20 protein-coding genes and 3 pseudogenes are annotated in these 20904 nt (G+C 63.6%); 11 read left to right on the top strand and 12 right to left on the bottom strand.

Annotated features, from left to right (window positions below):
• Positions 1 to 10: 10 nt before the first annotated feature.
• The 4 genes and pseudogenes from J5Y21_RS02000 to J5Y21_RS01985 all read right to left on the bottom strand — a co-directional run.
• Positions 11 to 250 (bottom strand): hypothetical protein, encoded by a 240-nt coding sequence (locus J5Y21_RS02000; RefSeq protein ID WP_210572227.1) that lies wholly within the window; start codon positions 248 to 250, stop codon positions 11 to 13.
• Positions 247 to 1302 (bottom strand): serine hydrolase domain-containing protein, encoded by a 1056-nt coding sequence (locus J5Y21_RS01995; RefSeq protein ID WP_210572224.1) that lies wholly within the window; start codon positions 1300 to 1302, stop codon positions 247 to 249. Before J5Y21_RS01995 ends, J5Y21_RS02000 begins: the two co-directional genes overlap by 4 nt.
• Complete coding sequence (locus J5Y21_RS01990) at positions 1302 to 1829, bottom strand: winged helix-turn-helix domain-containing protein (protein WP_246874845.1); 528 nt, start codon at positions 1827 to 1829, stop codon at positions 1302 to 1304. Before J5Y21_RS01990 ends, J5Y21_RS01995 begins: the two co-directional genes overlap by 1 nt.
• A 178-nt stretch (positions 1830 to 2007) precedes the next feature.
• Positions 2008 to 2103: pseudogene (locus J5Y21_RS01985) on the bottom strand (amino acid-binding ACT domain protein); the annotation flags it as partial.
• 33 nt (positions 2104 to 2136) lie between these two features.
• Between J5Y21_RS01985 and J5Y21_RS01980 the strand changes: the two are divergent.
• A pseudogene (locus tag J5Y21_RS01980) lies at positions 2137 to 2406 on the top strand (BRCT domain-containing protein); the annotation flags it as partial.
• Positions 2407 to 2420: 14 nt separating this feature from the next.
• On the opposite strand, the gene J5Y21_RS01975 reads toward J5Y21_RS01980, so the two are convergent.
• Positions 2421 to 2729, bottom strand: a complete 309-nt coding sequence (locus J5Y21_RS01975) for a DUF4333 domain-containing protein (RefSeq protein WP_210572222.1) — start codon at positions 2727 to 2729, stop codon at positions 2421 to 2423.
• A gap of 118 nt (positions 2730 to 2847) precedes the next feature.
• The gene (locus tag J5Y21_RS01970) at positions 2848 to 3522 is read right to left on the bottom strand and encodes an amino acid-binding ACT domain protein (protein ID WP_210572219.1); all 675 of its coding nucleotides are present in this window, start codon (positions 3520 to 3522) and stop codon (positions 2848 to 2850) included.
• Between the two features lie 172 nt (positions 3523 to 3694).
• On the opposite strand from J5Y21_RS01970, the gene J5Y21_RS01965 reads away from it, so the two are divergent.
• The 7 genes from J5Y21_RS01965 to J5Y21_RS01935 all read left to right on the top strand — a co-directional run bounded on the left by J5Y21_RS01965 (position 3695) and on the right by J5Y21_RS01935 (position 10507).
• Entirely contained in the window at positions 3695 to 4747 is a 1053-nt protein-coding gene (locus J5Y21_RS01965; RefSeq protein ID WP_349236905.1) for a cytochrome P450, read from the top strand.
• Between the two features lie 67 nt (positions 4748 to 4814).
• On the top strand, positions 4815 to 5123 hold the full coding sequence (gene gatC, locus J5Y21_RS01960) for an Asp-tRNA(Asn)/Glu-tRNA(Gln) amidotransferase subunit GatC (RefSeq protein WP_210572216.1): 309 nt from the start codon (positions 4815 to 4817) through the stop codon (positions 5121 to 5123).
• Entirely contained in the window at positions 5123 to 6604 is a 1482-nt protein-coding gene (gene gatA / locus J5Y21_RS01955) for an Asp-tRNA(Asn)/Glu-tRNA(Gln) amidotransferase subunit GatA (protein ID WP_210572214.1), read from the top strand. Before gatC ends, gatA begins: the two co-directional genes overlap by 1 nt.
• Positions 6588 to 7907 (top strand): MFS transporter, encoded by a 1320-nt coding sequence (locus J5Y21_RS01950; protein ID WP_210572213.1) that lies wholly within the window; start codon positions 6588 to 6590, stop codon positions 7905 to 7907. Before gatA ends, J5Y21_RS01950 begins: the two co-directional genes overlap by 17 nt.
• Before the next feature lie 40 nt (positions 7908 to 7947).
• Positions 7948 to 8979: an ATP-dependent 6-phosphofructokinase gene (locus J5Y21_RS01945; RefSeq protein ID WP_210572212.1), complete on the top strand. Its 1032-nt coding sequence runs from the start codon at positions 7948 to 7950 to the stop codon at positions 8977 to 8979.
• 20 nt (positions 8980 to 8999) lie between these two features.
• The gene (locus J5Y21_RS01940) at positions 9000 to 9929 is read left to right on the top strand and encodes an NAD-dependent epimerase/dehydratase family protein (RefSeq protein WP_210572211.1); all 930 of its coding nucleotides are present in this window, start codon (positions 9000 to 9002) and stop codon (positions 9927 to 9929) included.
• Complete coding sequence (locus J5Y21_RS01935; protein ID WP_210572210.1) at positions 9926 to 10507, top strand: GNAT family protein; 582 nt, start codon at positions 9926 to 9928, stop codon at positions 10505 to 10507. The genes J5Y21_RS01940 and J5Y21_RS01935 overlap by 4 nt, the downstream gene beginning before the upstream one ends.
• Here the strand turns inward: J5Y21_RS01935 and J5Y21_RS01930 are convergent.
• Together J5Y21_RS01930 and J5Y21_RS01925 are read right to left on the bottom strand one after the other, a co-directional pair.
• A complete protein-coding gene (locus tag J5Y21_RS01930) occupies positions 10504 to 11355 on the bottom strand; it encodes a PrsW family intramembrane metalloprotease (RefSeq protein WP_210572208.1) in 852 nt (283 codons plus the stop codon). The two genes, J5Y21_RS01935 and J5Y21_RS01930, sit on opposite strands and share 4 nt — an antisense overlap.
• The gene (locus J5Y21_RS01925) at positions 11352 to 11837 is read right to left on the bottom strand and encodes a hypothetical protein (protein WP_210572206.1); all 486 of its coding nucleotides are present in this window, start codon (positions 11835 to 11837) and stop codon (positions 11352 to 11354) included. Before J5Y21_RS01925 ends, J5Y21_RS01930 begins: the two co-directional genes overlap by 4 nt.
• Before the next feature lie 195 nt (positions 11838 to 12032).
• On the opposite strand from J5Y21_RS01925, the gene gatB reads away from it, so the two are divergent.
• The gene (gatB, locus tag J5Y21_RS01920; RefSeq protein WP_210572204.1) at positions 12033 to 13535 is read left to right on the top strand and encodes an Asp-tRNA(Asn)/Glu-tRNA(Gln) amidotransferase subunit GatB; all 1503 of its coding nucleotides are present in this window, start codon (positions 12033 to 12035) and stop codon (positions 13533 to 13535) included.
• A gap of 219 nt (positions 13536 to 13754) precedes the next feature.
• On the opposite strand, the gene J5Y21_RS01915 is transcribed toward gatB, so the two are convergent.
• Entirely contained in the window at positions 13755 to 15158 is a 1404-nt protein-coding gene (locus J5Y21_RS01915) for a hypothetical protein (protein ID WP_210572202.1), read from the bottom strand.
• An 80-nt stretch (positions 15159 to 15238) separates the two neighbouring features.
• On the opposite strand from J5Y21_RS01915, the gene J5Y21_RS01910 reads away from it, so the two are divergent.
• On the top strand, positions 15239 to 16315 hold the full coding sequence (locus J5Y21_RS01910; RefSeq protein ID WP_210572200.1) for an aldo/keto reductase: 1077 nt from the start codon (positions 15239 to 15241) through the stop codon (positions 16313 to 16315).
• 89 nt (positions 16316 to 16404) lie between these two features.
• Positions 16405 to 17091 (top strand): annotated as a pseudogene (locus J5Y21_RS11625) (DoxX family membrane protein); the annotation flags it as partial.
• Between the two features lie 102 nt (positions 17092 to 17193).
• Here J5Y21_RS11625 and J5Y21_RS01905 read toward each other — a convergent pair.
• The 3 genes from J5Y21_RS01905 to J5Y21_RS01895 are packed head-to-tail and all read right to left on the bottom strand — an operon-like array spanning position 17194 to position 20902.
• Positions 17194 to 18462, bottom strand: a complete 1269-nt coding sequence (locus J5Y21_RS01905) for a glycosyltransferase 87 family protein (protein ID WP_210572198.1) — start codon at positions 18460 to 18462, stop codon at positions 17194 to 17196.
• A gap of 41 nt (positions 18463 to 18503) precedes the next feature.
• Entirely contained in the window at positions 18504 to 20357 is a 1854-nt protein-coding gene (gene ilvD / locus J5Y21_RS01900; protein WP_210572197.1) for a dihydroxy-acid dehydratase, read from the bottom strand.
• Positions 20358 to 20389: 32 nt separating this feature from the next.
• Positions 20390 to 20902, bottom strand: a complete 513-nt coding sequence (locus J5Y21_RS01895) for a PH domain-containing protein (protein WP_210572196.1) — start codon at positions 20900 to 20902, stop codon at positions 20390 to 20392.
• Positions 20903 to 20904 lie beyond the last annotated feature (2 nt).

The following is a 20904-nucleotide window of genomic DNA, read 5'->3' as shown; positions in this document are numbered from 1 at the left end:
CACCGGTGCTCTAGGAGCGTGCCGCCACACGGGCGGCCTGGAAGCCGACGAGGGCTGCGCCCCAGAGAGCGAGCAACCACCACGCAAATATAGGCAGGTCGGTATTCCAGCTCATTCCGCGGGCCAGGAGGAAGACGATGAGGACGGTGAAGACGGCGTCGATAAGCCCGACAATGGGGGAGCGCACTCCGCGCACCGCAGTGAACGTTGCGAGCGCGAGAATAGCGATCGTGAGTAGCAAATTGATCATCGCTGGGTTCCTTTCAACAGTTTGATGCCGAGGTCGTCGACGCTTGCTTCGCTGGAATTGGCCACGAAGGCGGCGCGCCGGGGATTCGCCGGGTCCCAGACGAGCATCGTGCTGTAGCCCCCGGTGCCGCCGTTGTGGAAGGTGTATGCCGTTCCGTCGTCCTCCAACTCAGCCCAGCCGAGATCCGGGCCACCGTGCGCGGAGATCCAGTCGACGTATTTCGCGATGTCCTTGGCAGTGGAGCGAATCGCGCCAGCGGGCGCCCAGCCATTCATTTCCCACCGTTCCGCGGGACGGCCGGCCAAAGTGAGTCCTTGCGGATGACCGTCGGCGGTTCCGGGCAAGGCGAGGAACGTCGAAGTCATGCCGGCGGGTTCGAGGATCTTCGTGCGAAGGAGCTCGTCATAGCTCATACCTGCGTTCTTGGCGAGCAACTGACCGAGCAGCGCATGGCCGAAATTGGAGTAGTTCTCCTCGCCGCGGCCCTTTAGCTTCAACTTCGGATTAGTGGCAGCAGCGAAAATATCCTCTGGGGTATCTCCGCGGTACGGGTTCCCGCCGTCGCGCACCATCATGGAGAGGAACTGCGGGAGACCAATGCTTTCGAGCCGCGACAATCCGGATGTGTGGTTGAGAAGCTCTTCGAGGGTGACATCAGCAATGGGCGTGCCGGCGGCGTCAATAATGTCTTGGACTTGAGTGTCGAGGCGCAGAGTGCCAGCCTCGATCTGCTGGCGGGCGAGTTCGCCGTTGAATGTCTTGGTGAGAGAGCCGATTTCAAACTCAGTGTTCTCGTCTGCACCCAGCCCGCCGAAGCGGACCTCCCCGTCTTCGCTGACGAAAGCGGCGAGCTCGTTGGAGCCTGGGTCGGCGCCTGATTCAAGTAGCGTGGAGATTTCTTCCTCGCCGGTATGCTGCGTCGCCAACGCGATGGGGCGGGGCCCGAATGCGATGAGCAATGAAAGTGTCGAGAGAGCGGCGACCCCGGCGACGATGAGTGCGGTAGGACCGAAACGCCTTTGCTGGTTGCGGGTGTTCTGCTTCGTGGTCATTAGTGATCTTCTCCTGCTGCGATGATGGTCAACAGTGGGACGACGCGGGCGGGGCGCACCTCGAAGTGGCCGTTGAGCTTGGCGACCCACCCCGCGTCCTGAAGGGCCCCAAGGTGGTGGTAGCCGGTGCCGGTAGAAGAAACGATTGCTTCCTCCACGAGTTCTGCGACTGACGCAGGTTTGGTGAGGAGCCGGCGGAGGATCGCTCCGCGGATAGGGTGCGCGATAGCGGCGATCCGCTCGGTGTATTCGTCCCATTCGTGGTCCAGCAGATAATCAGTTTCGCGCTGCCACTGGTACGCGTATTCGCGGCCGTTGATACGGACGGAACCACCGAAGACGAGTGCGCCATTGTCTGGCTCATTGTCTGCTCCTGCCTGCGCTCCAGATTGCGGCCGGGACGCCTCCACTCCGTCGACGATCCAGTACTCGCCGGTGGTGCGGGTGAGCGGGGAGGTGCCGCCGGACGATGACGCTTGGGATTCCAAGGCCGCGACGCGCCCTTCGAGAGCTCCTAGCCGTTCCAAGAAACTGGAATAAGTTTGAGTCAGTTTAGAAGTCTGCTGGTCCACAATTCCAAGATTATAAAATATTGTTGCAATTGTCGAGGATTCTTGAACTGCTCGGTGTCGGGGCAATAAAAAGCGCGCCGGAGCGCGCTTTGAAATCGCTTGTGTGGGGCGGTGGCTCCCGGGGGGTGCGGGCCTAACGCGCCAAGGCGCCGACAATGGCGCCGAGGTCGCCGATGTGGGTGACCTCGGAGGCGAGGAAATCGGGGCTGCCGGTGCGGCCGACCACCATGTAGGCCGGTCGTGCCCAGGGGAGTGACGGCGTGGGCACCTCATCGTCGAATCCTTCAGGGACTGGTTTGAGGTGGACTGGCACGTGGAGATCGTCGATAAGTGGGCCGCTGCTGGTGTGACCGCCAAGGAGGCGATTCTCACGCGCGGAGGTAAGGCGTCGGGATCCGTGTCCAAGAAGACCGACTATGTCGTTGTCGGCGAGAACGCGGGCTCCAAGGAGCAGAAGGCCCGGGACTTGGGCATCACTATTTTGGACGAAGCCCAGTTCGAGCAGCTGCTGGAGACCGGAAAAGCAGACTAGAACGAGCCGGGCTGCTACTGCATCGGCTGGTCGTCGACCTTGATGTCGAATTTCGCATTGTTGCCCTCGACGCTGGTGACCTCAACGCCGACACCGAACTTCGTGTCTCCGGCGGTCAGCGTACAGCGCATCGTGGCGCCAACCTCGCCATCGAGATCGCCCGGGCACTCGACGGAATCAGGGCGCTGGCCGACTTGCTCCTCGAGGCTATCGGAAATCTGGGTTTCGACCTCCGCCTGGTCAATGGACTGTGTGAACGAGCAGCCGGTCAGTGTGAGGAGGGGAGCAGCGACGATGACAAGGGTGGCGAAGCTGGTGCGCATTTTCGACTCCATGGTGTGAGGTGTGTTTGGGGGAGAGAGTTTCCCTGTCCATAGTAAGCATGAACGGCCGGTCACCGCGGGCGAAAATTACAGATGGATGCGGTAGCTCTCGCGACTTCTACCGGACGAGAGCACCGACAATGGCGCCAAGGTCGCCGATGTGGGTGACCTCGGAGGCGAGGAAGTCAGGTCCGCCGGTGCGGCCGACCACCATGTATAGGCCGGTCGTGGCCAGGGGAGTGACGGCCAAGGTGGAATCGAGCATCCACCAGGATTCGGGTACCCACGTGTCGGTGTCGTCGCGGAGGATGCGGGCCTCGGAGACGTCGATAAGCACGGGCGCGGAACCGTCGTCTCCCGGGGCTGCCTGGGATGCGGCGACGCGCTCGCTGCCTTCACCTGTGTCGCGCAAGACGATGGCCCACGAGGAAGTCAAGGCAAGGGGCATGACGGAGACGAGCTCCTGCATTGCGGCGGGAAGGTCGCGGACCTGGTTGGCGACGCGGGCGAGCATCTGTACTTGCTCGCGACGGTCGACGCGGCCGGTGAACGGGCGGATCGAATCGACCTCGACGCCATCGACGGACGCGGCGGCGGTGATGAGCGAATCGACCATGGTTCCGGTGGGCAGCTCGACCACGATATCGTCTGTTACCACCGCTTTTTCGTCGGCAAAGGTCGTTTCAACGATGTCGACGGACTTGATATTCGCGTCGAGCATGCCGAAGGCCTCGGCGAGCTCGCCGAGACTGCCGGGGGTGTCGGGGAGGACGACGCGGATCAGGTAGGACATGGCCCTATTTATAGCAATGAGGGGTACCGGGCGCGGGCGTACCATCGGGTGACGGACTGAACGCACTTTCGATAGGAGGCAGAAATTGCATACCGATGAACTGCTAGAAACCTCACTTGCAGGGACTGAACCCCGGACTTACGGAGACAATCTTCTCCGGGGCGGAACGAAGGTGGCAAAGGACGGTGACGAGGTCGTCGTCGCCGGACACGATCTTGCCCGCGAGGTGGCCGAGGACCCGCAGCGCTATTCCTCCGCAGTGTCGCGCTTCATGCAGCTGCCCAATGGCCTTGACGGTGAGGAGCACACCAAGGTCCGCGCGATGATCGAGCAATACCTCGACGCGCCGGCAGTCGAGCACCTCGAACCGGACTTCCGTGAGCTGGCCCGTGAGATCGTCCGCGACGCGGCTGCGAAAGATTCCGTCGACGCGGTCGGCGATATCGGCGCGCAGTACGCCGTGCGCGCGATGACGGCGTGGCTGGGCTGGCCGGAAGACATCAACGACGTGCTCGTCGCGTGGGTCGCGGACAATAACGCGGCGACGCGATCCGGACAGCTTGAGCGCACTGCCGCGGTCGCGGAGCGTTTCGACGACATCATCCGCTCTGTCGTGGAGCCTTTGCTCGACAACCCCGATGATTCGGTCACGTCGCACCTCGTGCGCGACGAGAGTCTTGGCCGCCCGCTGGAATTCGAAGAGATTGTCTCCGTGCTGCGTAACTGGACGGCCGGTGATCTGAGCTCCATGGCGTATTGCATTGGCGTCATTATCGAGGCGCTGATTGAGCACCCAGAGCTGAAGGACCGTTTGTCCCAGGGTGTCTCCCGTGCTGAGTTCACGGCGATCGCCGACGAGATCCTGCGCGCGGATTCCCCGTTCGTGAGCAACCGTCGCGTCACCACGTGCCCGGTCTCCCTCGGCGATGTCGAGCTGCCCGAGGGGCAGAAGGTGCGCATTCACTGGACGGCCGCCAACCGCGACTCGGACACCTTCGCCGACGTCGACGGCTTCGACCCGGACGCGAACGCCGCGCAGAACCTAGTGTGGGGCGCCGGCCCGCACGCGTGCCCCGGCAAGGAACTGTCGGTGATTGAGCTGCAGGCATTCACCGAGGAATTGTGCGCAGCAGTGGAGCTTTCCCGCGCGGGCGAGGGAGAGCGCGAGATCCATCCGGTGGGCGGCTGGGCATCGCTACCGGTGCGTCTTACCGCTCGCGGGTAAGTCTCGTGGCGTGACGTAAGATAAGGCGCGTTAACCGCAACCCGAGGATTGAAGAAGGTGGGACAACGTGGCTGAAGCCTCAGGAATCTCCCGCGAGGAGGTCGCAGGCATCGCGCGGTTGGCGCGCATCGCCGTCAGCGACGAGGAGCTGGACCAGCTGGCAGGACAGCTGGACACCATCGTGGAGGCCGTCTCCGCAGTGCAGGCAGTGGACACCGAAGGCGTTGAGCCGATGAGTCACCCGCACAGCGTGGAAGCGGCAATGCGTGACGACGTCCAGCGCACCACCCTCACCCAGGCGCAGGCCCTCGACCAGGCGCCCGAGGTGGAGGATGACCGCTTCATGGTTCCGCAGATCCTGGGGGAGGAAGACTAATGGCCGACTACACCATTCCCGCCGAAGGCTTGACCAGTCTGCCGGCGCATGTCCTGGCGGAGAAGATCCAGGCCGGTGAGGTGACCTCCCGCGAGGTCACCCAGGCATTCTTGGACCGCATTGCCGAGACCGATGAGACCATCGGTGCCTTCCTCCACGTCGGTGCAGAGGAAGCGCTGAAGACGGCCGACGAGGTCGACGCCGCTGTGAAGGCTGGCGAAGCTCCGGCGTCCCCGCTCGCCGGTGTGCCGCTGGCGCTGAAGGACCTGTTCGTCACCACCGACGCGCCGACGACGGCTGCGTCGAAGATGCTCGAGGGCTACATGAGCCCGTACGACGCGACGATCGTGACCAAGATCCGCGAGGCAGGCATCCCGATTTTGGGCAAGACCAACCTCGATGAGTTCGCCATGGGCTCCTCGACGGAGAATTCGGCCTACAAGGTCACCCGCAACCCGCACGACCTGGACCGCACCCCGGGTGGTTCCGGCGGCGGCACCGCGGCGGCGCTCGCTGCGGGCCAGGCCCCGCTGGGCATCGGCACCGACACCGGCGGTTCGATCCGCCAGCCGGCGTCCCTGACCGGCACCGTCGGCGTGAAGCCGACCTACGGCGCGGTCTCGCGCTATGGCATGATCGCCAATGCGTCCTCGCTCGACCAGTGCGGCCCGTGCGCGAATAACGTGCTCGACACCGCGCTGCTCCACGAAGTGATCGCTGGCCACGACGAATTCGACGCCACCAGCGTCGACCGTCCGGTCAGCCCGGTCGTCGCCGCGGCCCGCGAGGGTGCCTCCGGCGACCTGTCCGGTGTCAAAGTCGGACGCGTGAAGCAGTTCGGTGGCGAGGGAACGCAGAGTGGGGTGGCAGAGGCCGTCGATAAGGCGATTGCGCAACTGGAATCCCAGGGTGCGGAAATCGTCGAGGTCGATTGCCCGAATTTCGCCCACGTCATGGGTGCGTACTACCTGATCCAGACCTCCGAGGTCAGTTCGAATCTCGCGCGTTTCGACGGCATGCGTTACGGCCAGCGCGTCGGTGACGACGGAAAGCACTCCGCTGAGGAGGTCATGGCGCTCACCCGCGGCGAGGGCTTCGGTGAAGAGGTCAAGCGCCGCGTCATCCTGGGCACCTACGCCCTGTCCGTCGGCTACTACGACGCGTACTACCTGCAGGCGCAGCGTATCCGCACACTCGTGGCGCAGGACTTCGCCAAGGCCTTCGAGCAGGTGGACATCATCGCCGGCCCGGCGACGCCGACCACGGCGTTCAAGCTCGGCGACAAGGTCGACGACCCGCTGGCGATGTACAACTTCGACCTGTTCACGCTGCCGCTGAACCTGGCTGGTCTGCCGGGCATGTCCGTTCCGGCGGGCACCGCCACCGACACGGGTCTGCCGGTCGGCCTGCAGCTCATCGCTCCAGCATTCGCCGACGAGCGTCTCTACCGCGTGGCTGCTGCTTTTGAAGCCCGCCGTTAATCCCTGGAATACCCTTGCAGCGCTCGCTGCGGGGTATTTTCTGGTTCTGATCGATCAGGGCTTCATGCCCGTGATCACTCCGCTGCTGCCATTCGACGTCGGCGATGCGGTGTGGCTGACCAGCATGTACCTCCTGTGCACCGTGGCGCCCATGCCTGCGACGGGCAGGCTCGGCGACGCCTACGGGCAGCGCCGGGTCTTCCTGATCGGGTTGGCGGTCTATGTCGCCGCGCTCGTCTTCGCGGGTGCTTCCTGGTCGTTCGGCTCACTCGTCGCCGCGCGTGGCCTGCAGGGTTTCGGTGCCGCGGTCTTCCTGCCACAAGCTTTCGGGTTGATTCCGCGGGTTTTCAGCGAGGATAAACAGGGGCGCGCATTTGCTGTGTGGGGCGTGATCGGCTCGGTCGCTTCGCTCATCGGGCCGGTAGCCGGTGGCTCGATCGCGGAATTCTCCGGCTGGCGCGCGGCATTTGTCGTGCAAGCGGCTCTCGGTGCCGCTGCTCTGGTCGCGGGACTTGCCGCCTTACCGAAGCTCCCGGCGGGGCAGCAGCGGGTGTACCTGGTCCCTGTGCTGTTGTCATTCGGCGGGCTCGGGTGCTTGGTCTACGGCATCCAGTTCGGGCAGTGGATCGTGCTCGTCTTGGGCGTGGTCTCGCTTGTGGCGCTCGTTGTGGCGGCGCGCAACGGGGAGGACCACGGCTTCTTGCCGGTGGAGCTTCTGCGCGACCGGTCGTTCGCCCTCGGCGCGGTGGGTGTGGCGGCGATGGGGTTCACCGTCGCGTCGATGTTCATTCCGCTGATGTACTGGCTGCAGACCGTCGCTGGCGCATCTCCCACGGCTTCCGGTCTGATTACCGCGCCGATGTCGGTCTTCGCGCTCGTGCTCACCCCAGTCGCGGGGTACCTGACGGACAGACGCGACCCGGGCAAGCTCTGCATCGCCGGATTCACGGTCTGCGCGGCGGGCCTGGGGCTGGCGATCGCGTTGATCGAGGCGTCGGCGGGCGTGTGGTGGTTCATGGCCGTCACATCGCTGCTCGGCATCGGCGGGGCCTTCGTGTGGGCGCCGAACGCGGCGGTGACTATGCGGGGCATCGCGGAGCACCAGACTGGCGCCGCCTCGGGGCTGTACAACACCGCGCGGCAGGTGGGCAGCGTGCTCGGTGTCGCGCTCGTCGGCATGGTGCTGGCCGGTGGGGAGATCGCGGACACCGCCGGGTGGGCAGTGGCGCTGCCGCTCGGGGCGATGCTCGTGGGCGCACTCGCGTCGGTTCCGTTGCGGGCCCGAAGCTCGGCTGCGGCCTGAGAGCCGGACAGCACCGCCCAATCACGCTAATCTGGGTCCCATGCGTCTTGCCACACTCACTTCCGGCGGCGATTGCCCCGGTCTCAATGCTGTCATCCGCGCCATTGTCCGCACCGCTAGCTCGGAGTTCGGTTCCACTGTCGTCGGTTATCAAGACGGCTGGGTGGGACTCATGGACGACCTGCGCCAGGACCTGTACGACGATGCATTCATCGACTCGATTCTGTTGCGCGGCGGAACGATTCTGGGCACCGGTCGCCTGCACCCGGATAAGTTCAAGGCGGGCATCGACCAGATCAAGAGCAATCTCGCAGACGCGGGCATCGACGCGCTGATCCCGATCGGCGGCGAGGGAACGCTCAAGGGTGCGAAGTGGCTCTCCGACAACGGCATTCCGGTAGTCGGCGTGCCGAAGACGATCGACAATGACGTCAATGCCACCGACTACACCTTCGGTTTCGACACCGCGGTGTCGGTGGCCACGGACGCGATCGACAGGCTGCACACCACTGCGGAATCGCACAACCGAATCCTCATCGTCGAGGTGATGGGCCGCCACGTCGGATGGATCGCACTGCACGCGGGCATGGCCGGCGGCGCGCACTACACGGTCATCCCGGAGGACCCCTTCGATATCGAGGACATCTGCAAGGCGATGGAACGCCGCTTCCAGATGGGGGAGAAGTACGGCATCATCGTCGTGGCTGAGGGCGCAGTGCCGAAGGAAGGCACGATGGACGCGGGCCTTGGCGAAGAGGACGAGTTCGGCCACAAGACGTTCAAGGGCATGGGCCAGATCATTGGCGACGAGATTCACCGCCGCCTGGGCTACGACGTGCGCACGACGGTGCTCGGTCACACGCAGCGCGGCGGCACCCCAACGGCGTACGACCGCGTGCTGGCCACCCGCTACGGCGTGCATGCGGCTCGCGCGGCGCACGAGGGCAATTTCGGTATGACCGTCGCGCTGCGCGGCGAGGACATCACGCTCGTCCCGCTTGCCGACGCGGTGGAGAACCTCAAACGCGTGCCTGAGCGCCGCATTCGGACCGCGCGGTCTATGTTCGGATAGCCGTCGGTTAGAATCACCGCGTGCGCACTCTCGTCACCGGCGGTGCCGGCTTCATTGGATCTCATCTCGTCGATCAGCTCGTCATGGCAGGCCACGAGGTCGCCGTGCTGGACAATTTGAGCAGCGGGCGGCTCGATAACATCAGCCACCAGACTGCAGTGGAGCTCGTCGAGGGGGACGTGGGGGATAAGGGGCTAGGGGATGTCGTCGATAAGCTTGCTCCTGAAGTGATCTTCCACCTCGCCGCGCAGATCGACGTGCGCAAATCCGTCGACGACCCGATCCTCGATGCGCAGGCGAATATTCTGGGCACGATCAATGTCGCGGAAGCCGCGCGGAAGGCTGGCGTGCGCAAGATCGTGCACACCTCGTCTGGCGGATCGATTTACGGCGCGCCGAGCGAATTCCCGGTGGACGAGTCCTTCCCCGTCGATCCGCACTCGCCGTATGCCGCGTCGAAGCTCGCTGGTGAGCAGTACCTGGGCACTTACCGCCACCTGTACGGAATGCAAGCGAGTTTCATCGCGCCGGCGAATGTGTACGGCCCGCGGCAGAACCCGCACGGCGAAGCCGGGGTCGTGGCGATTTTCGCGGAGAATCTCCTGCGCGGCAATCCGACGAAGATCTTCGGCGGCGGAACGAATACCCGTGACTACGTCTATGTCGGCGACGTTGCGCGCGCGTTCGTTCTCGCGGCAGGTGAGCGCGGCGACGGCACACGCTTCAATATCGGCACCTCAGTGGAGACCACCGACCGCGATCTGCACAGCTTGGTAGCGAAACATGCGGGCGCGCCCGATACGCCGGAAGATTTCCCGCCACGGCTTGGCGACGTCCCCCGCTCCGCCCTTTCCTATGCCCGTGCACGGGAGGTTCTCGGGTGGGAGCCCACCGTCACTCTCGACGAGGGCGTGGCGCGCACCGTTGAATTCTTCAGGAGGTCCCGATGAATTTCAGTGACAACCCGACAATGCGCAATGAGTGGGTCACGCTGGAGCCGCTCAGCCTCGACCATGCCGATTCTTTGGCTTCGTGCGTCGGTGACTTGTCTGAGCTCTGGTACCAGGACCACATCCCGACGCCGGATGGCGTGCCGGAATACATCGAGAAGAACCTCGCCGATCAGGAGCGCGGCGAGCGCGCCCCGTGGGCGATCGTCGACCCGGCCGGCAACGCCATCGGCGTGACCACGTTCCTGCACCCGGATCCCGTGAACCGGAGCATCGAGATTGGGTCGACGTGGATCACCAAAGATGCCCAGGGCGCGCCGTTCAATAAGGCTGCAAAACTGCTCATGCTCCAGCGTGCTTTCGATGATCTCGGTTGCTTGCGCGTGGAGATCCGCACCCACTTTATGAACCGCCAGTCGCGCGCCGCCATCGAGAGCCTCGGTGCCAAGCTCGACGGAGTGCTGCGCCGCCACAAGATCCTCAAGAGCGGTCTCGTGCGCGACACGTGCGTCTACTCCATCTTGGACACCGAGTGGCCCGAGGTGAAGACCTCGCTCGAGGCGCGACTGGGTGCCTAGACCGTTTCTGGTTCAGTGGGTGTTTCCGGGATATCGCGGCGGCCGATCTTCCGGCTGCGCAGATAGAGCCAGATACCGGCCACCCATTTGAAGACGAGAGCGGCGAGAAAACCGATGACTGGCGCTACGTCGCCGGGCAGTTCGGCAACAGAATTGAAGACGGCGTGGATGCCGTAGCCGAGCGCGTACCAGCCGACGAGTTGGCCTACGCGCCAGCCGATGGATTTGTCGGTGCGGCACAGGAAATTGCCCAAGCCCCAGGCAGCTAGACCGGAGTAAATCGAATGTCCCCACGGTCCGGGGAGCGTGCGGATACCGATGCCGATAAGTGAGCCTTCGAGATCCGAATTCAGGTTATTAAGCGCGGCGCGCATGATGTACGTGGCGTTCTCCGCCGCGGCGAAGCCGAGCCCGACAGCGATCGCGATTGTCACAGCCTCAATCGGGCGACGGATGCGAAACACCATGGTGCACAGCACGAACACCACAGTGAACTTCAGCAGCTCCTCAGTGACGGGGGAGAGGAGACCGAAGACCAGGTTGTCCAGCCCCAGCCAGTCCTTGAAAGCGATGGCGGAGGTATTCGTCGTCAATGCTGGGGCGAGCAGCGTCGCTCCGGAGAAGAATCCGGCAAGGATGAATGCTGGCGTCGAATGATGGAGCCTACCGGGGTGGCCGCGCAAGATCAGCCAGGCAAGCAGCAACCAGAGCGCCACGCCGACCACGCTCATTGCGGCCATGCTCCCGTTGATTGGGAGCTGGGACAGATACAGCGCCGACCACGCGCCGGAGGCGAGGAGAATCACCGCGGCTGCGATGCGCAAGAAAAGAGCATTCTTGTCGGTCACTTGGAGTCCTCCTTGGGGTGGGAGTCGTCGGAGTTGGCGGGGGCGTCGTCGATAAGTCGTTGTGACAGTTCGTCGGCTTCGGGGCCGCCGAACGTGAAGTACTGGGTTGTTGCTCCGTCGGTGACGGAAACAGAGACGAACCTGCCGTCGCTGTCTTCGCTGCTCTTGACGTAAATGCCAACGCGCGGGGAGTCGACGTCGCTCGCGTCCACGGTGCGGGTCAGCGTCATCGCGCGGTGGTGGCGGGCGAGCGCCCTTTCGCTATCGTCGGGGGTGGCCTCGGAGCGGCCGGCGATGCGTGTGTCACCGCAATCCCACGTGATCGTGTTGCCGGTGAATCCGGACGGGTTCGAACAGCTCAGCGTGCCGCCTTGGCCGTCGGGAACGCCGATTCCGCCCAGCTCCACCGGGTTTTGTTCCGCGCGGGATTCACTGTTGGAAGTGGTGGCGTCGACAATGCGGGGGAAGGCCAGTACTGCCATAACCAGGACACAAAGAATAAGCCCGAGCGCAACAGGTGCCCGGGAGGATTTCAGATCATTCATAACGCCGATCAATATACATGCCGTGCCTATTAATTCGGGTGACGCTTCGGTGCGATACCGCTCGCGGCGAGGTGGACGCCTAAACGGAGCTATCGTCTCGGCGGCGGCGCAGGGGCACTACACTTGGCAACCATGACTGCGTACGACCTGATGGATTACAGCGACGTCCTGGAAAAGTACGACCCGGTGATGGGTCTCGAGGTGCACGTGGAGCTGTCCACGGAGACCAAGATGTTCTCCACCTCGTCCGCCCACTTCGGTGCGGAACCGAACACCAATGTCGACCCGGTCTCGCTCGGCCTGCCGGGCGCGCTGCCGGTGGTCAACGCCAAGGGCGTGGAATGGGCCATCAAGATCGGTTTGGCGCTCAACTGCAAGATCGCCGAGTCCTCCCGCTTCGCGCGCAAGAATTACTTCTACCCGGACCAGCCGAAGAACTACCAGATCTCGCAGTACGACGAGCCGATCGCCTACGACGGCTACCTCGACGTCGTGCTCGACGACGGCACTGAGTGGCGCGTGGAGATCGAGCGCGCCCACATGGAGGAAGACACCGGCAAGCTGACCCACCTGGGTTCCGCCTCCGGCCGCATTTCCGGTGCGACGGCATCGCTGGTGGACTGCAACCGTGCGGGCATCCCGCTGATCGAGATCGTGACCAAGCCGATCGTGGGCGCCGGCGAGCGTGCCCCGGAGGTCGCCCGTGCGTACGTCGGCGCCCTGCGTGAGCTGGTCAAGGCGCTCGGCGTGTCCGATGCGCGCATGGACCAGGGCTCGATGCGTTGTGACGCCAACGTTTCGCTCCGTCCGAAGGGCCAGGAGAAATTCGGTACCCGCACCGAGACCAAGAACATCAACTCGCTGAAGTCCGTCGAGCAGGCTGTGCGATACGAGATGCAGCGTCACGCCGGTGTGCTCGAGGCCGGCGGTGAGATCGTCCAGGAGACCCGCCACTACCAGGAGTCCGACGGCTCCACGTCTAAGGGCCGCCCGAAGGAAGAGGCCAGCGAGTACCGCTACTTCAACGACCCGGATCTGCCGCCCGTCATCGCGAAGCCGGAGTGGGTCGAAGAAATCCGCGCGACCCTGCCGGAGCTTCCGTGGGTGCGCCGCGCACGCATCCAAGAGGAGTGGCAACTGCCGGAGAAGGAATTCCGCGACCTGGTCAATGCCGGTGCGCTCGATCTCATCGTCGACACCGTCGAGGCTGGCACGACGCCGGACGAAGCCCGCGCATGGTGGGTTTCCTATATCGCCGGCAAGGGCAATGAGCTGGGCCGCGACCTTGACGCACTCGGCGTCACCCCGGCCGATGTCGCCCGCGTGGTCGAGCTGGTCAAGGAAGGCAAACTCACCACCAAGCTCGGCCGCCAGGCCATCGACGGTGTCATCGAAGGGGAGGGCAACGTCGACGAGGTCGTCGAAAAGCGTGGCCTCGAGGTCGTGCGTGACGACGGTGCCATTGAGGCCGCCGTCGACGAAGCCCTGGCCGCCAACCCGGACATCGTGGAGAAGTACAAGGCCGGCAACACCAAGGTCACCGGCGCGATCGTTGGCGCGGTGATGAAAGCGACGCAGGGCAAGGCCGATCCGAAGTCCATTAACGAGATCATCGCGAAGAAGCTCGCGGACTAGTCGCTGAGGCTTCGATTCGGCGAAAGGTAACAATCAAACGGTAATAATGCTCGAACCTGAGCCGGTGTGTCCGAAAAGGTGCACCTAACAGGGCGGGGTTACCGTTTGATTGTTACCTTTCGCGTTTTTGGGGGAATGGTTGCCTTGGCGGTAGCGGGGGCAGCCATGAAAAACGCCGCCCCCGAATCAGTGCAGGGGGCGGCGTCGAGAAGCGAAAAGCTATTTCTTCTCGGGCTTGATGGCCGGGAACTCGCCGGTCTTGTACATCTCCTCGTAGGACTTCCAGTCGATGGAATCGCCCTTCGATTCGGGGGCGCCGCCGTATGAATCAGAATCCGGGTCGAGGGCGGGAACATTCTTCAAGCTGAACTCGTTGGAATCGTCCGCGTCGAGGTCGGCGGCGACCTCCTCCTGGACGGAGTGCCAGAGGTTCTGGTCTTCGATATTCGAATCCTTAGTCAGGTCGTCGACCTCGCTGCGCTCGTCGGCGGACAGGTTGTCGGATTCGGGGCGGAGCTGCGTTTCTGCCAGCTCGGCGAGACGCTCGCGACGGCCGGTCTCGTCCTGGATCTTCTTGCGGTCGCGGAACCAAGCGACAGCCATGACGACGCCCAGGATGAGACCCAGGTAGCCCAGGAGCGGGTACACCCAGCCGACCAGGTCTGCGAAGCCGATGAAGGACAGCGCGAAGCCGATCGCCACAACGATGAAGTAGTAGGGACGGAATTTCTCCGGCTTATCGTGGCTCAGGCGGCGTCCGAGGGCGTAGAACAGGCCGACGGCGGTGTTGTAAATCATGAGGTAGATGACGATCGAGACCCCGGTGCCGATGGCCGGGTGCATGGTGTCGAAGACCATGAGCAGCGGCAGGTCCGCGCCCATGATGTGCTCCATGTTGAAGAACAGGATGAACACCAGGATCATCAGCAGGACCGCGAAGATAATGCCGCCGAGGAGACCGCCCTTGCCGGTCTGAGCCGGGTTCATGTGGGAGCCGGCGAAGACGAGCATCATGGAACAGTCCATGATCATCACGAGCGTGGCGTAGTTCATGGCGGTGATGAACCAGTTGCCGAAGGTGCCCGATGCATGCTGGTTAGTCTGGGCAAGCTCATTGAGTTCGCCGAGGTTGTCCGGCATGTTCATCATCGTGATGATGAATGCGCCGATGATGCAGACGACCAGAAGAGGCGTGATCAGCGAGATGACGTTGGTCAGCTTGTCCACGTCGAGGAACCCGGACAGCACGAGCAGCCCGACCATGATCGCGGACCCGATCCAGGTTGGGAAGCCGAATTGCTGCTCCATGTTTGAGCCCGCGCCGGCCACCATGACGAAGCCAATGCAGAACAAGGTGAACATCGTGGTGTAGTCCATGTACTTCGCCAGCAGGGGGCGGGACACACTTTCGAAGACGACACTGTGGTTGTCGGCCAGATAGTAGGAGCCGAGCTGGTAGACGAATGCGCTGAAGATCGCGATCGCGGTGCCGGCGACGGCGGCACCGACGATGCCCCAGTAGCCGAAGGAGAGGAAGTATTGGATGATTTCTTGGCCGGAGGCGAAGCCGGCGCCGACTGTGAGGCCGACGAGCGCCATGGCCACTTTCAGGGTTTTCTTCATCGAAGAACCTTTGTGTAGGGGGATTTAGAGAAAATAACGATCGGAGTGAGAGTAACAAAGTTGTGGCACAATGGGCGCACATGGATGCCTACACTGCAGCTCAGGACCGTTATGACCGTAATAGGGACGACTGGTTTCGCCGAGTGGGCAATTCTGGCCTGAAACTCCCGCCGGTCTCATTGGGCTTCTGGCACAACTTCGGTGACGACAAGCCGATTGAAAACCAGCGAGCAATAATGCGCCGTGCCTTCGACCGAGGCGTCACTCACTTCGACCTCGCCAATAATTATGGCCCACCCGCCGGATCAGCGGAACTCAACGCCGGGCGCATCCTCGCCGAGGACTTCGCTGCGCACCGGGATGAGCTCATCATTTCGTCGAAGGCGGGCTGGTACATGCACGAAGGCCCGTACGGTTTCGGGGGTTCGCGCAAGTACCTGATGTCCTCGCTGGATGCGTCGCTCGATCGGCTCGGGCTCGACTACGTGGACATTTTCTACCACCACCGCCCGGACCCAGATACCCCGCTGGAGGAGACCATGTACGCATTGCGCGACATCGTGGCATCGGGCAAGGCGCTGTATGCCGGTATTTCCTCTTACGGACCGGAGCTCACCGCCGAGGCAGCTGAAATCATGGCAGGGGAGGGCTGCCCGCTGCTGATTCACCAGCCCAGCTATTCCATGGTCAACCGGTGGATCGAGCAGCCGGGCGAGGACGGATACTCCCTGCTTCAGTCCGCGGCGGAGAGCGGGCTGGGCGTCATCGCGTTCTCCCCGTTGGCTCAGGGCCTGCTCACCGACCGTTATTTGGACGGAATCCCGGCTGATTCCCGCGCCGCGGCGGGCAAGTCGTTGAGCGAGGGCATGCTGAGCGAGGACAATATCGCCATGGCGCGCAAGCTCAACGAGGTTGCTGCCAAGCGCGGCCAGACGCTCGCGCAGATGGCCATCGCGTGGGTCTTGCGCGACCAGGCAGAGTGCACGGTCACCAGTACACTCATCGGCGCGTCCAGCGTGGAGCAGCTCGACGCGAACCTCGACGCCGTCGACAACCTCGAGTTCAGCGAGGAGGAGCTTTCGCTTATCGACGATATCGCCCACGACGCCGGCATCAATATCTGGGCTGGGGCGACGGCCTCGCGCACCCGCGGCTGACCGTGGGGGGATTATTTCTGGATCTGTCCACGTAGAAGTCCCTGCGTGGCAGTCCGATCGCGGTGTTTTCCTGCCTTAAATTTGAAAGCATGAGTGATAAAGGCAGCAAAAAGCCCGTAGACACGTCCGCGAACAAGGCGCGAAAGCTCGAGGACGTCACCGATCTGGACCACCTCGATGATCTGGACGATTTGGAGGTGGTGCCGGCCTCCAATGTCTATACCCGCACCGGTAAGGCCGCCCCGACGGAGGTTCTTCCCGCGGCGCCGAAGAGCGCACCGCGCGACAAGCCCGTTGACATTAGCGTCGATCGGGTCGACGAGCCGGACGTCGACGCGGCCGCGAAACCTGCCACCAGCGCTGAACCTGCGGTGAAGCAACCGGTTGAAGAACCGGTGGCAGCCAGCACCGTGAGCACGGCGGGCACACTGCACACGACGGAGGGGGCGGAGAGCCTCACGCAAGAAAGCGCTGCTTCCACTGCGGATGTCGCGGGCGCATCCCAGCCGCAGCCGCCGATCGGCCGCGGAACGATCGATGTCGGCCTGCTGATTCTGCGTCTCGTGCTCGGCGGCGTGCTAATCCTGACGTCTCTGGCGGTCCTGTTCCAGCTCGGCGGCAACGCGGGGCTCGCGGGCCTGGAGGACGAGCTGGCGTCGTACAACTACCCGCATCTACTCGCGATCGCGCTGCCGTCCATGGGGCTGGGTGCGGGCGTGTTCCTCGTTCTCGGTCTGCTCACGCCGGTCGCGTCGATGGTCGCTGTCGCCGCGACGGGCTTTACCGCCATCAACGCGGTGATGACATCCGAGTCCACGAGCGATATCTTCGCGTGGGAGCCGTCGGTCTGGCTGGCGATCGCCCTGGCGGGCATGGCGCTAGCTGTTCAGTTCACCGGCCCGGGCCTGTTCGGCATCGATTTCAGCCGTAGCTGGACGCGCCGCCCGATGGCCAGCTCGTGGATCTGCGCCGCGCTCGGCATCGCCGCTGCGGTCCTGCTCTGGGTCTTCGCCTAGCACTTCGGCGCTGAAGCGCCCGCCGATCGCGAGGACCAGGTACGCCACGAAGATTGCCAGGCCCATCAGGCCGATGACATTGCTGTTGAACCACAACGGCCACTCGAAGTTCTGCGCCTCTTCCTCGGCCACCAGTTCGTAGCCCGGCACGATCCATGCACCCGCGGCGACCGCGAGCAGGACACGCAAGCCCTGCTCGCGCACCGCGAAGATGAGCGGCAGCACCAGCACGATGCCGGCCCAGTGGTGGGACACCGCGAACGGCCCGCCCAGGGAGATGCCCAATACTGTCACAAGCAGGGCCTCGACGCTGCGGCCGCGCTCCTCCAAGCGGTATGCGATGAAGATCGTCGCCGCAGCGAAGACGAGGAGAAAGACAGGGGAGAGCTTGTCGACGATTCCCACGTCCACCAGCCCCCTCGACAGCATCCCGCCGAGGCCCTGGTTTGGCGGGTAATGCACATCGCCACCGCGGTCGGTTTTGAAGAATTCCTCCGTCCAGAAGTACAGCGATTCACGCGGGCGGAATGCGAAACCGATGAGCGCGGTGAGTAGGAAGAAGCCCGCTGAACGCGCGACCGACCACCAGTCCTTGCGTGCCAGGAAGATCACTGCGTAGGCCGCGGGGGTGAGCTTGATTCCGGCGGCGATGCCGATGCCCAAGCCCCGGATCGCCTTCGGGGTGTAGCCCAGTACATCCGCCGCCACCAAGAAGACGAGAAATATATTGATCTGCCCGTAGTACAGGTTCATGTACACCGTGTCTAGGCAGGTGGCAAAGCCTGTCAGAGCAGCTGCCCACGCCCACCACGGGCGCAAGCCCAGGCGGTGGCACGCCATCGCGATGATGCCGAAGAGCGCGGCGATGATGGAGCAGTTCCACATGATGTCCATCGCGACTTCCGGAACCCAGGTCAGGGGAACGAAAAGCAGGGCAGCGAACGGCGGATAAATGAACGCGAAACCGCTTCGGGTGGGGAAGCCCTCGTACAACGGGTCGCCGTTGAGAAAGGCTGCGCCGGCATCGCGGAAAACGCCGACGTCGAGAAGCGTCTCGTTGACCGCAAAGTGCAGATTTTGGCCGAGATTGATCGCGCCGAGCACGACGCCGAGCAAAAGAAGAAGCGGCATGTTGTGATCCTGTGGGTTGTACGGGGGCGTGCGCTACAACGCTAGTCCACGCGACGCACTGCACCCTTATCGGCCGATGTGGCCATCTTCGAGTACGCGCGCAGCGCCTTGGTCACGTGGCGGGTGCGGTTCGGGGTGAACGGGTTGTCCCGCAGCTCCATCTCCGCACGGCGGCGGTCCAGGACTTCGTCGTCGACCTCGAGTTGCAGCTTGCGGTCGCGCACTGAAATGCGGATCGTGTCGCCGTTTTCGATCAAGCCGATCAGCCCGCCCTGGGCTGCCTCGGGGGAGATGTGCCCGATGGACAGGCCCGACGTGCCGCCGGAGAAACGGCCGTCCGTGATCAAGGCACAGACCTTGCCCAGACCTGCGCCCTTGAGGAAGGACGTCGGGTGGAGCATCTCCTGCATGCCCGGTCCGCCGGCGGGGCCCTCGTAGCGGATGACCACCACGTCGCCAGGTTGGACTTCGCGGGCGAGAATCATGGACACCGCCTGCTCCTGCGAATCCACAACGCGTGCGGGGCCGGAGAACTCCCACAGCTCTTCCTCGACGCCGGCGGTCTTGAGGATCGCTCCGTCCTCGGCAAGGTTGCCGCGCAGGACGACGAGGCCGCCGTCGGAGGTGAAGGGGTGCTCGAAGTCGTGGATGACACCGCCAACCGGGTCGGTATCCAGCTCATCCCAGCGGTTGGACTGGGAGAATGCCTCAGACGAACGCACCCCGCCGGGGGCGGCGTGGAAGAGCTCGATGGCCTCCTCAGTCGCATTGCCGCCGCGGATATCCCACTCGTCGAGCCAGTCCTGCAGATTCGAATACGCCACGGAGTGGACATCGGTGTTGAGCAGTCCGGCGCGGTTCAGCTCGCCCAGGATGCGGGGGATACCGCCGGCGCGGTGGACATCCTCGATGTGGGCGTCACCGTTCGGGGCGACCTTGGAAATGCAGGCGATCTCGTGGGAAAGCTCGTCGATGTCCTTCAGGTCGAAGTTGACTTCGCCCTCCTGGGCAGCGGCCAAGGTGTGCAGGATCGTGTTAGAGGATCCGCCCATGGCCATGTCCAGAGCCATGGCGTTGCGGAAGGCTTCGCGGGTGGCGATGCTGCGCGGCAGCACCGACTCGTCGCCCTCACCGTAGTAGCGGCGCGCGATGTCCATGACAGCTTCGCCGGCGCGCTCGAACAGGCGGCGACGTGCGGTGTGGGTGGCCAAGGTGGTGCCGTTGCCCGGCAGGGACAGACCGAGAGCCTCAGTCAGACAGTTCATCGAATTCGCCGTGAACATGCCGGAGCACGAGCCGCAGGTGGGGCAGGCGGATTCGACGATGCGGTCCAAGTCTTCATCGGAAATCGCGTCGTTGGCGGAGCTGGACATCGCGTCAACGAGGTTGGTCTTCGTCCCGGTCTGCGCGATGCCGTCGATGACCACGGCCTTGCCGGCCTCCATCGGGCCGCCGGAGACGAACACGGCGGGGATGTTCAGGCGCATTGCCGCATTGAGCATGCCCGGGGTGATCTTGTCGCAGTTGGAGATGCACACCATCGCGTCGACGGTGTGGGCGTTGACCATGTACTCGACGGAATCGGAAATGATTTCGCGGCTGGGCAGGGAATACAGCATGCCGCCGTGGCCCATCGCGATGCCGTCATCGACGGCGATGGTGTTGAATTCCTTCGGAATGCCGCCGGCCTCGCGGACGGCTTCCGCGACGATATCGCCGACATTCTTCAGGTGCACGTGGCCGGGCACGAACTGGGTGTACGAGTTGACGATGGCTACGATCGGCCTACCGAATTCATTATCCTTCGTGCCGGTGGCTTTCCACAGCGCGCGGGCGCCGGCTGCCTGGCGGCCGACAGTGGTGACGCGGGAACGAAGCGGGATTGAGTTAGGCATGTGTGTCAGTCCTCGTCCTCTTTACAGTTCTTTCATTCTTTGCGGCTTTCGCTGGTGCCTGTAGCAGGCTTCGAAAGCTTTTCGCCGGCGGCGGTGCGCTCCTCGTATTCCTCAGGAGTGACCAGGATGGAATTTCCTTCCTGGTCGGTGACCTCCATCATTCCGTCCGCTGCCTCAGAGGCCTGCGTGATCACGTCCGCGATGCGGCCCGAGGAGGCTTCCGCGAGATCCGGCAATGAATTGAACGTTACTCCGGGCAGCGTGTACTCCTCGCCGTTTACGGTGGCGACTTTGGCGCTGGACCCTTCGAAACCGATTCCGCGGAGCTGGTCCCACGGCAGGTGCGCATTCTTCTTGAACAGGTAGGACACGGTGATGCCGCTATCGTCCACCCGGGTTTTAGCGGTGAATACCCACACGATGAAAATAATCGGGAAAATGAGCAGCCAGCCGAGCTTGAGCGGGGCCCAAGAGATTCCGATGAGAGCGATGCCAGTCATGAGCACCGCCGCGAGAACGTGGGTGCGGTCCGGGGTGAATGTCATGG

The sequence above is a fragment of the Corynebacterium sp. Marseille-P3884 genome, from assembly GCF_017942225.1.
GTDB lineage: Bacteria > Actinomycetota > Actinomycetes > Mycobacteriales > Mycobacteriaceae > Corynebacterium.
This window is presented reverse-complemented; position numbering and strand designations above follow the sequence as displayed.

Coding starts and splice junctions, on each gene's coding strand:
- J5Y21_RS01995 (WP_210572224.1), bottom strand. CDS start 1,302: ATGACCACGAAGCAGAACACCCGCAACCAGCAAAGGCGTTTCGGTCCT.
- J5Y21_RS01935 (WP_210572210.1), top strand. CDS start 9,926: ATGAATTTCAGTGACAACCCGACAATGCGCAATGAGTGGGTCACGCTG.
- J5Y21_RS01975 (WP_210572222.1), bottom strand. CDS start 2,729: ATGCGCACCAGCTTCGCCACCCTTGTCATCGTCGCTGCTCCCCTCCTC.
- ilvD (WP_210572197.1), bottom strand. CDS start 20,357: ATGCCTAACTCAATCCCGCTTCGTTCCCGCGTCACCACTGTCGGCCGC.
- gatB (WP_210572204.1), top strand. CDS start 12,033: ATGACTGCGTACGACCTGATGGATTACAGCGACGTCCTGGAAAAGTAC.
- J5Y21_RS01895 (WP_210572196.1), bottom strand. CDS start 20,902: ATGACATTCACCCCGGACCGCACCCACGTTCTCGCGGCGGTGCTCATG.
- J5Y21_RS01970 (WP_210572219.1), bottom strand. CDS start 3,522: ATGTCCTACCTGATCCGCGTCGTCCTCCCCGACACCCCCGGCAGTCTC.
- J5Y21_RS01905 (WP_210572198.1), bottom strand. CDS start 18,462: ATGCCGCTTCTTCTTTTGCTCGGCGTCGTGCTCGGCGCGATCAATCTC.
- gatA (WP_210572214.1), top strand. CDS start 5,123: ATGGCCGACTACACCATTCCCGCCGAAGGCTTGACCAGTCTGCCGGCG.
- J5Y21_RS01915 (WP_210572202.1), bottom strand. CDS start 15,158: ATGAAGAAAACCCTGAAAGTGGCCATGGCGCTCGTCGGCCTCACAGTC.
- J5Y21_RS01910 (WP_210572200.1), top strand. CDS start 15,239: ATGGATGCCTACACTGCAGCTCAGGACCGTTATGACCGTAATAGGGAC.
- J5Y21_RS02000 (WP_210572227.1), bottom strand. CDS start 250: ATGATCAATTTGCTACTCACGATCGCTATTCTCGCGCTCGCAACGTTC.
- J5Y21_RS01945 (WP_210572212.1), top strand. CDS start 7,948: ATGCGTCTTGCCACACTCACTTCCGGCGGCGATTGCCCCGGTCTCAAT.
- J5Y21_RS01925 (WP_210572206.1), bottom strand. CDS start 11,837: ATGGCAGTACTGGCCTTCCCCCGCATTGTCGACGCCACCACTTCCAAC.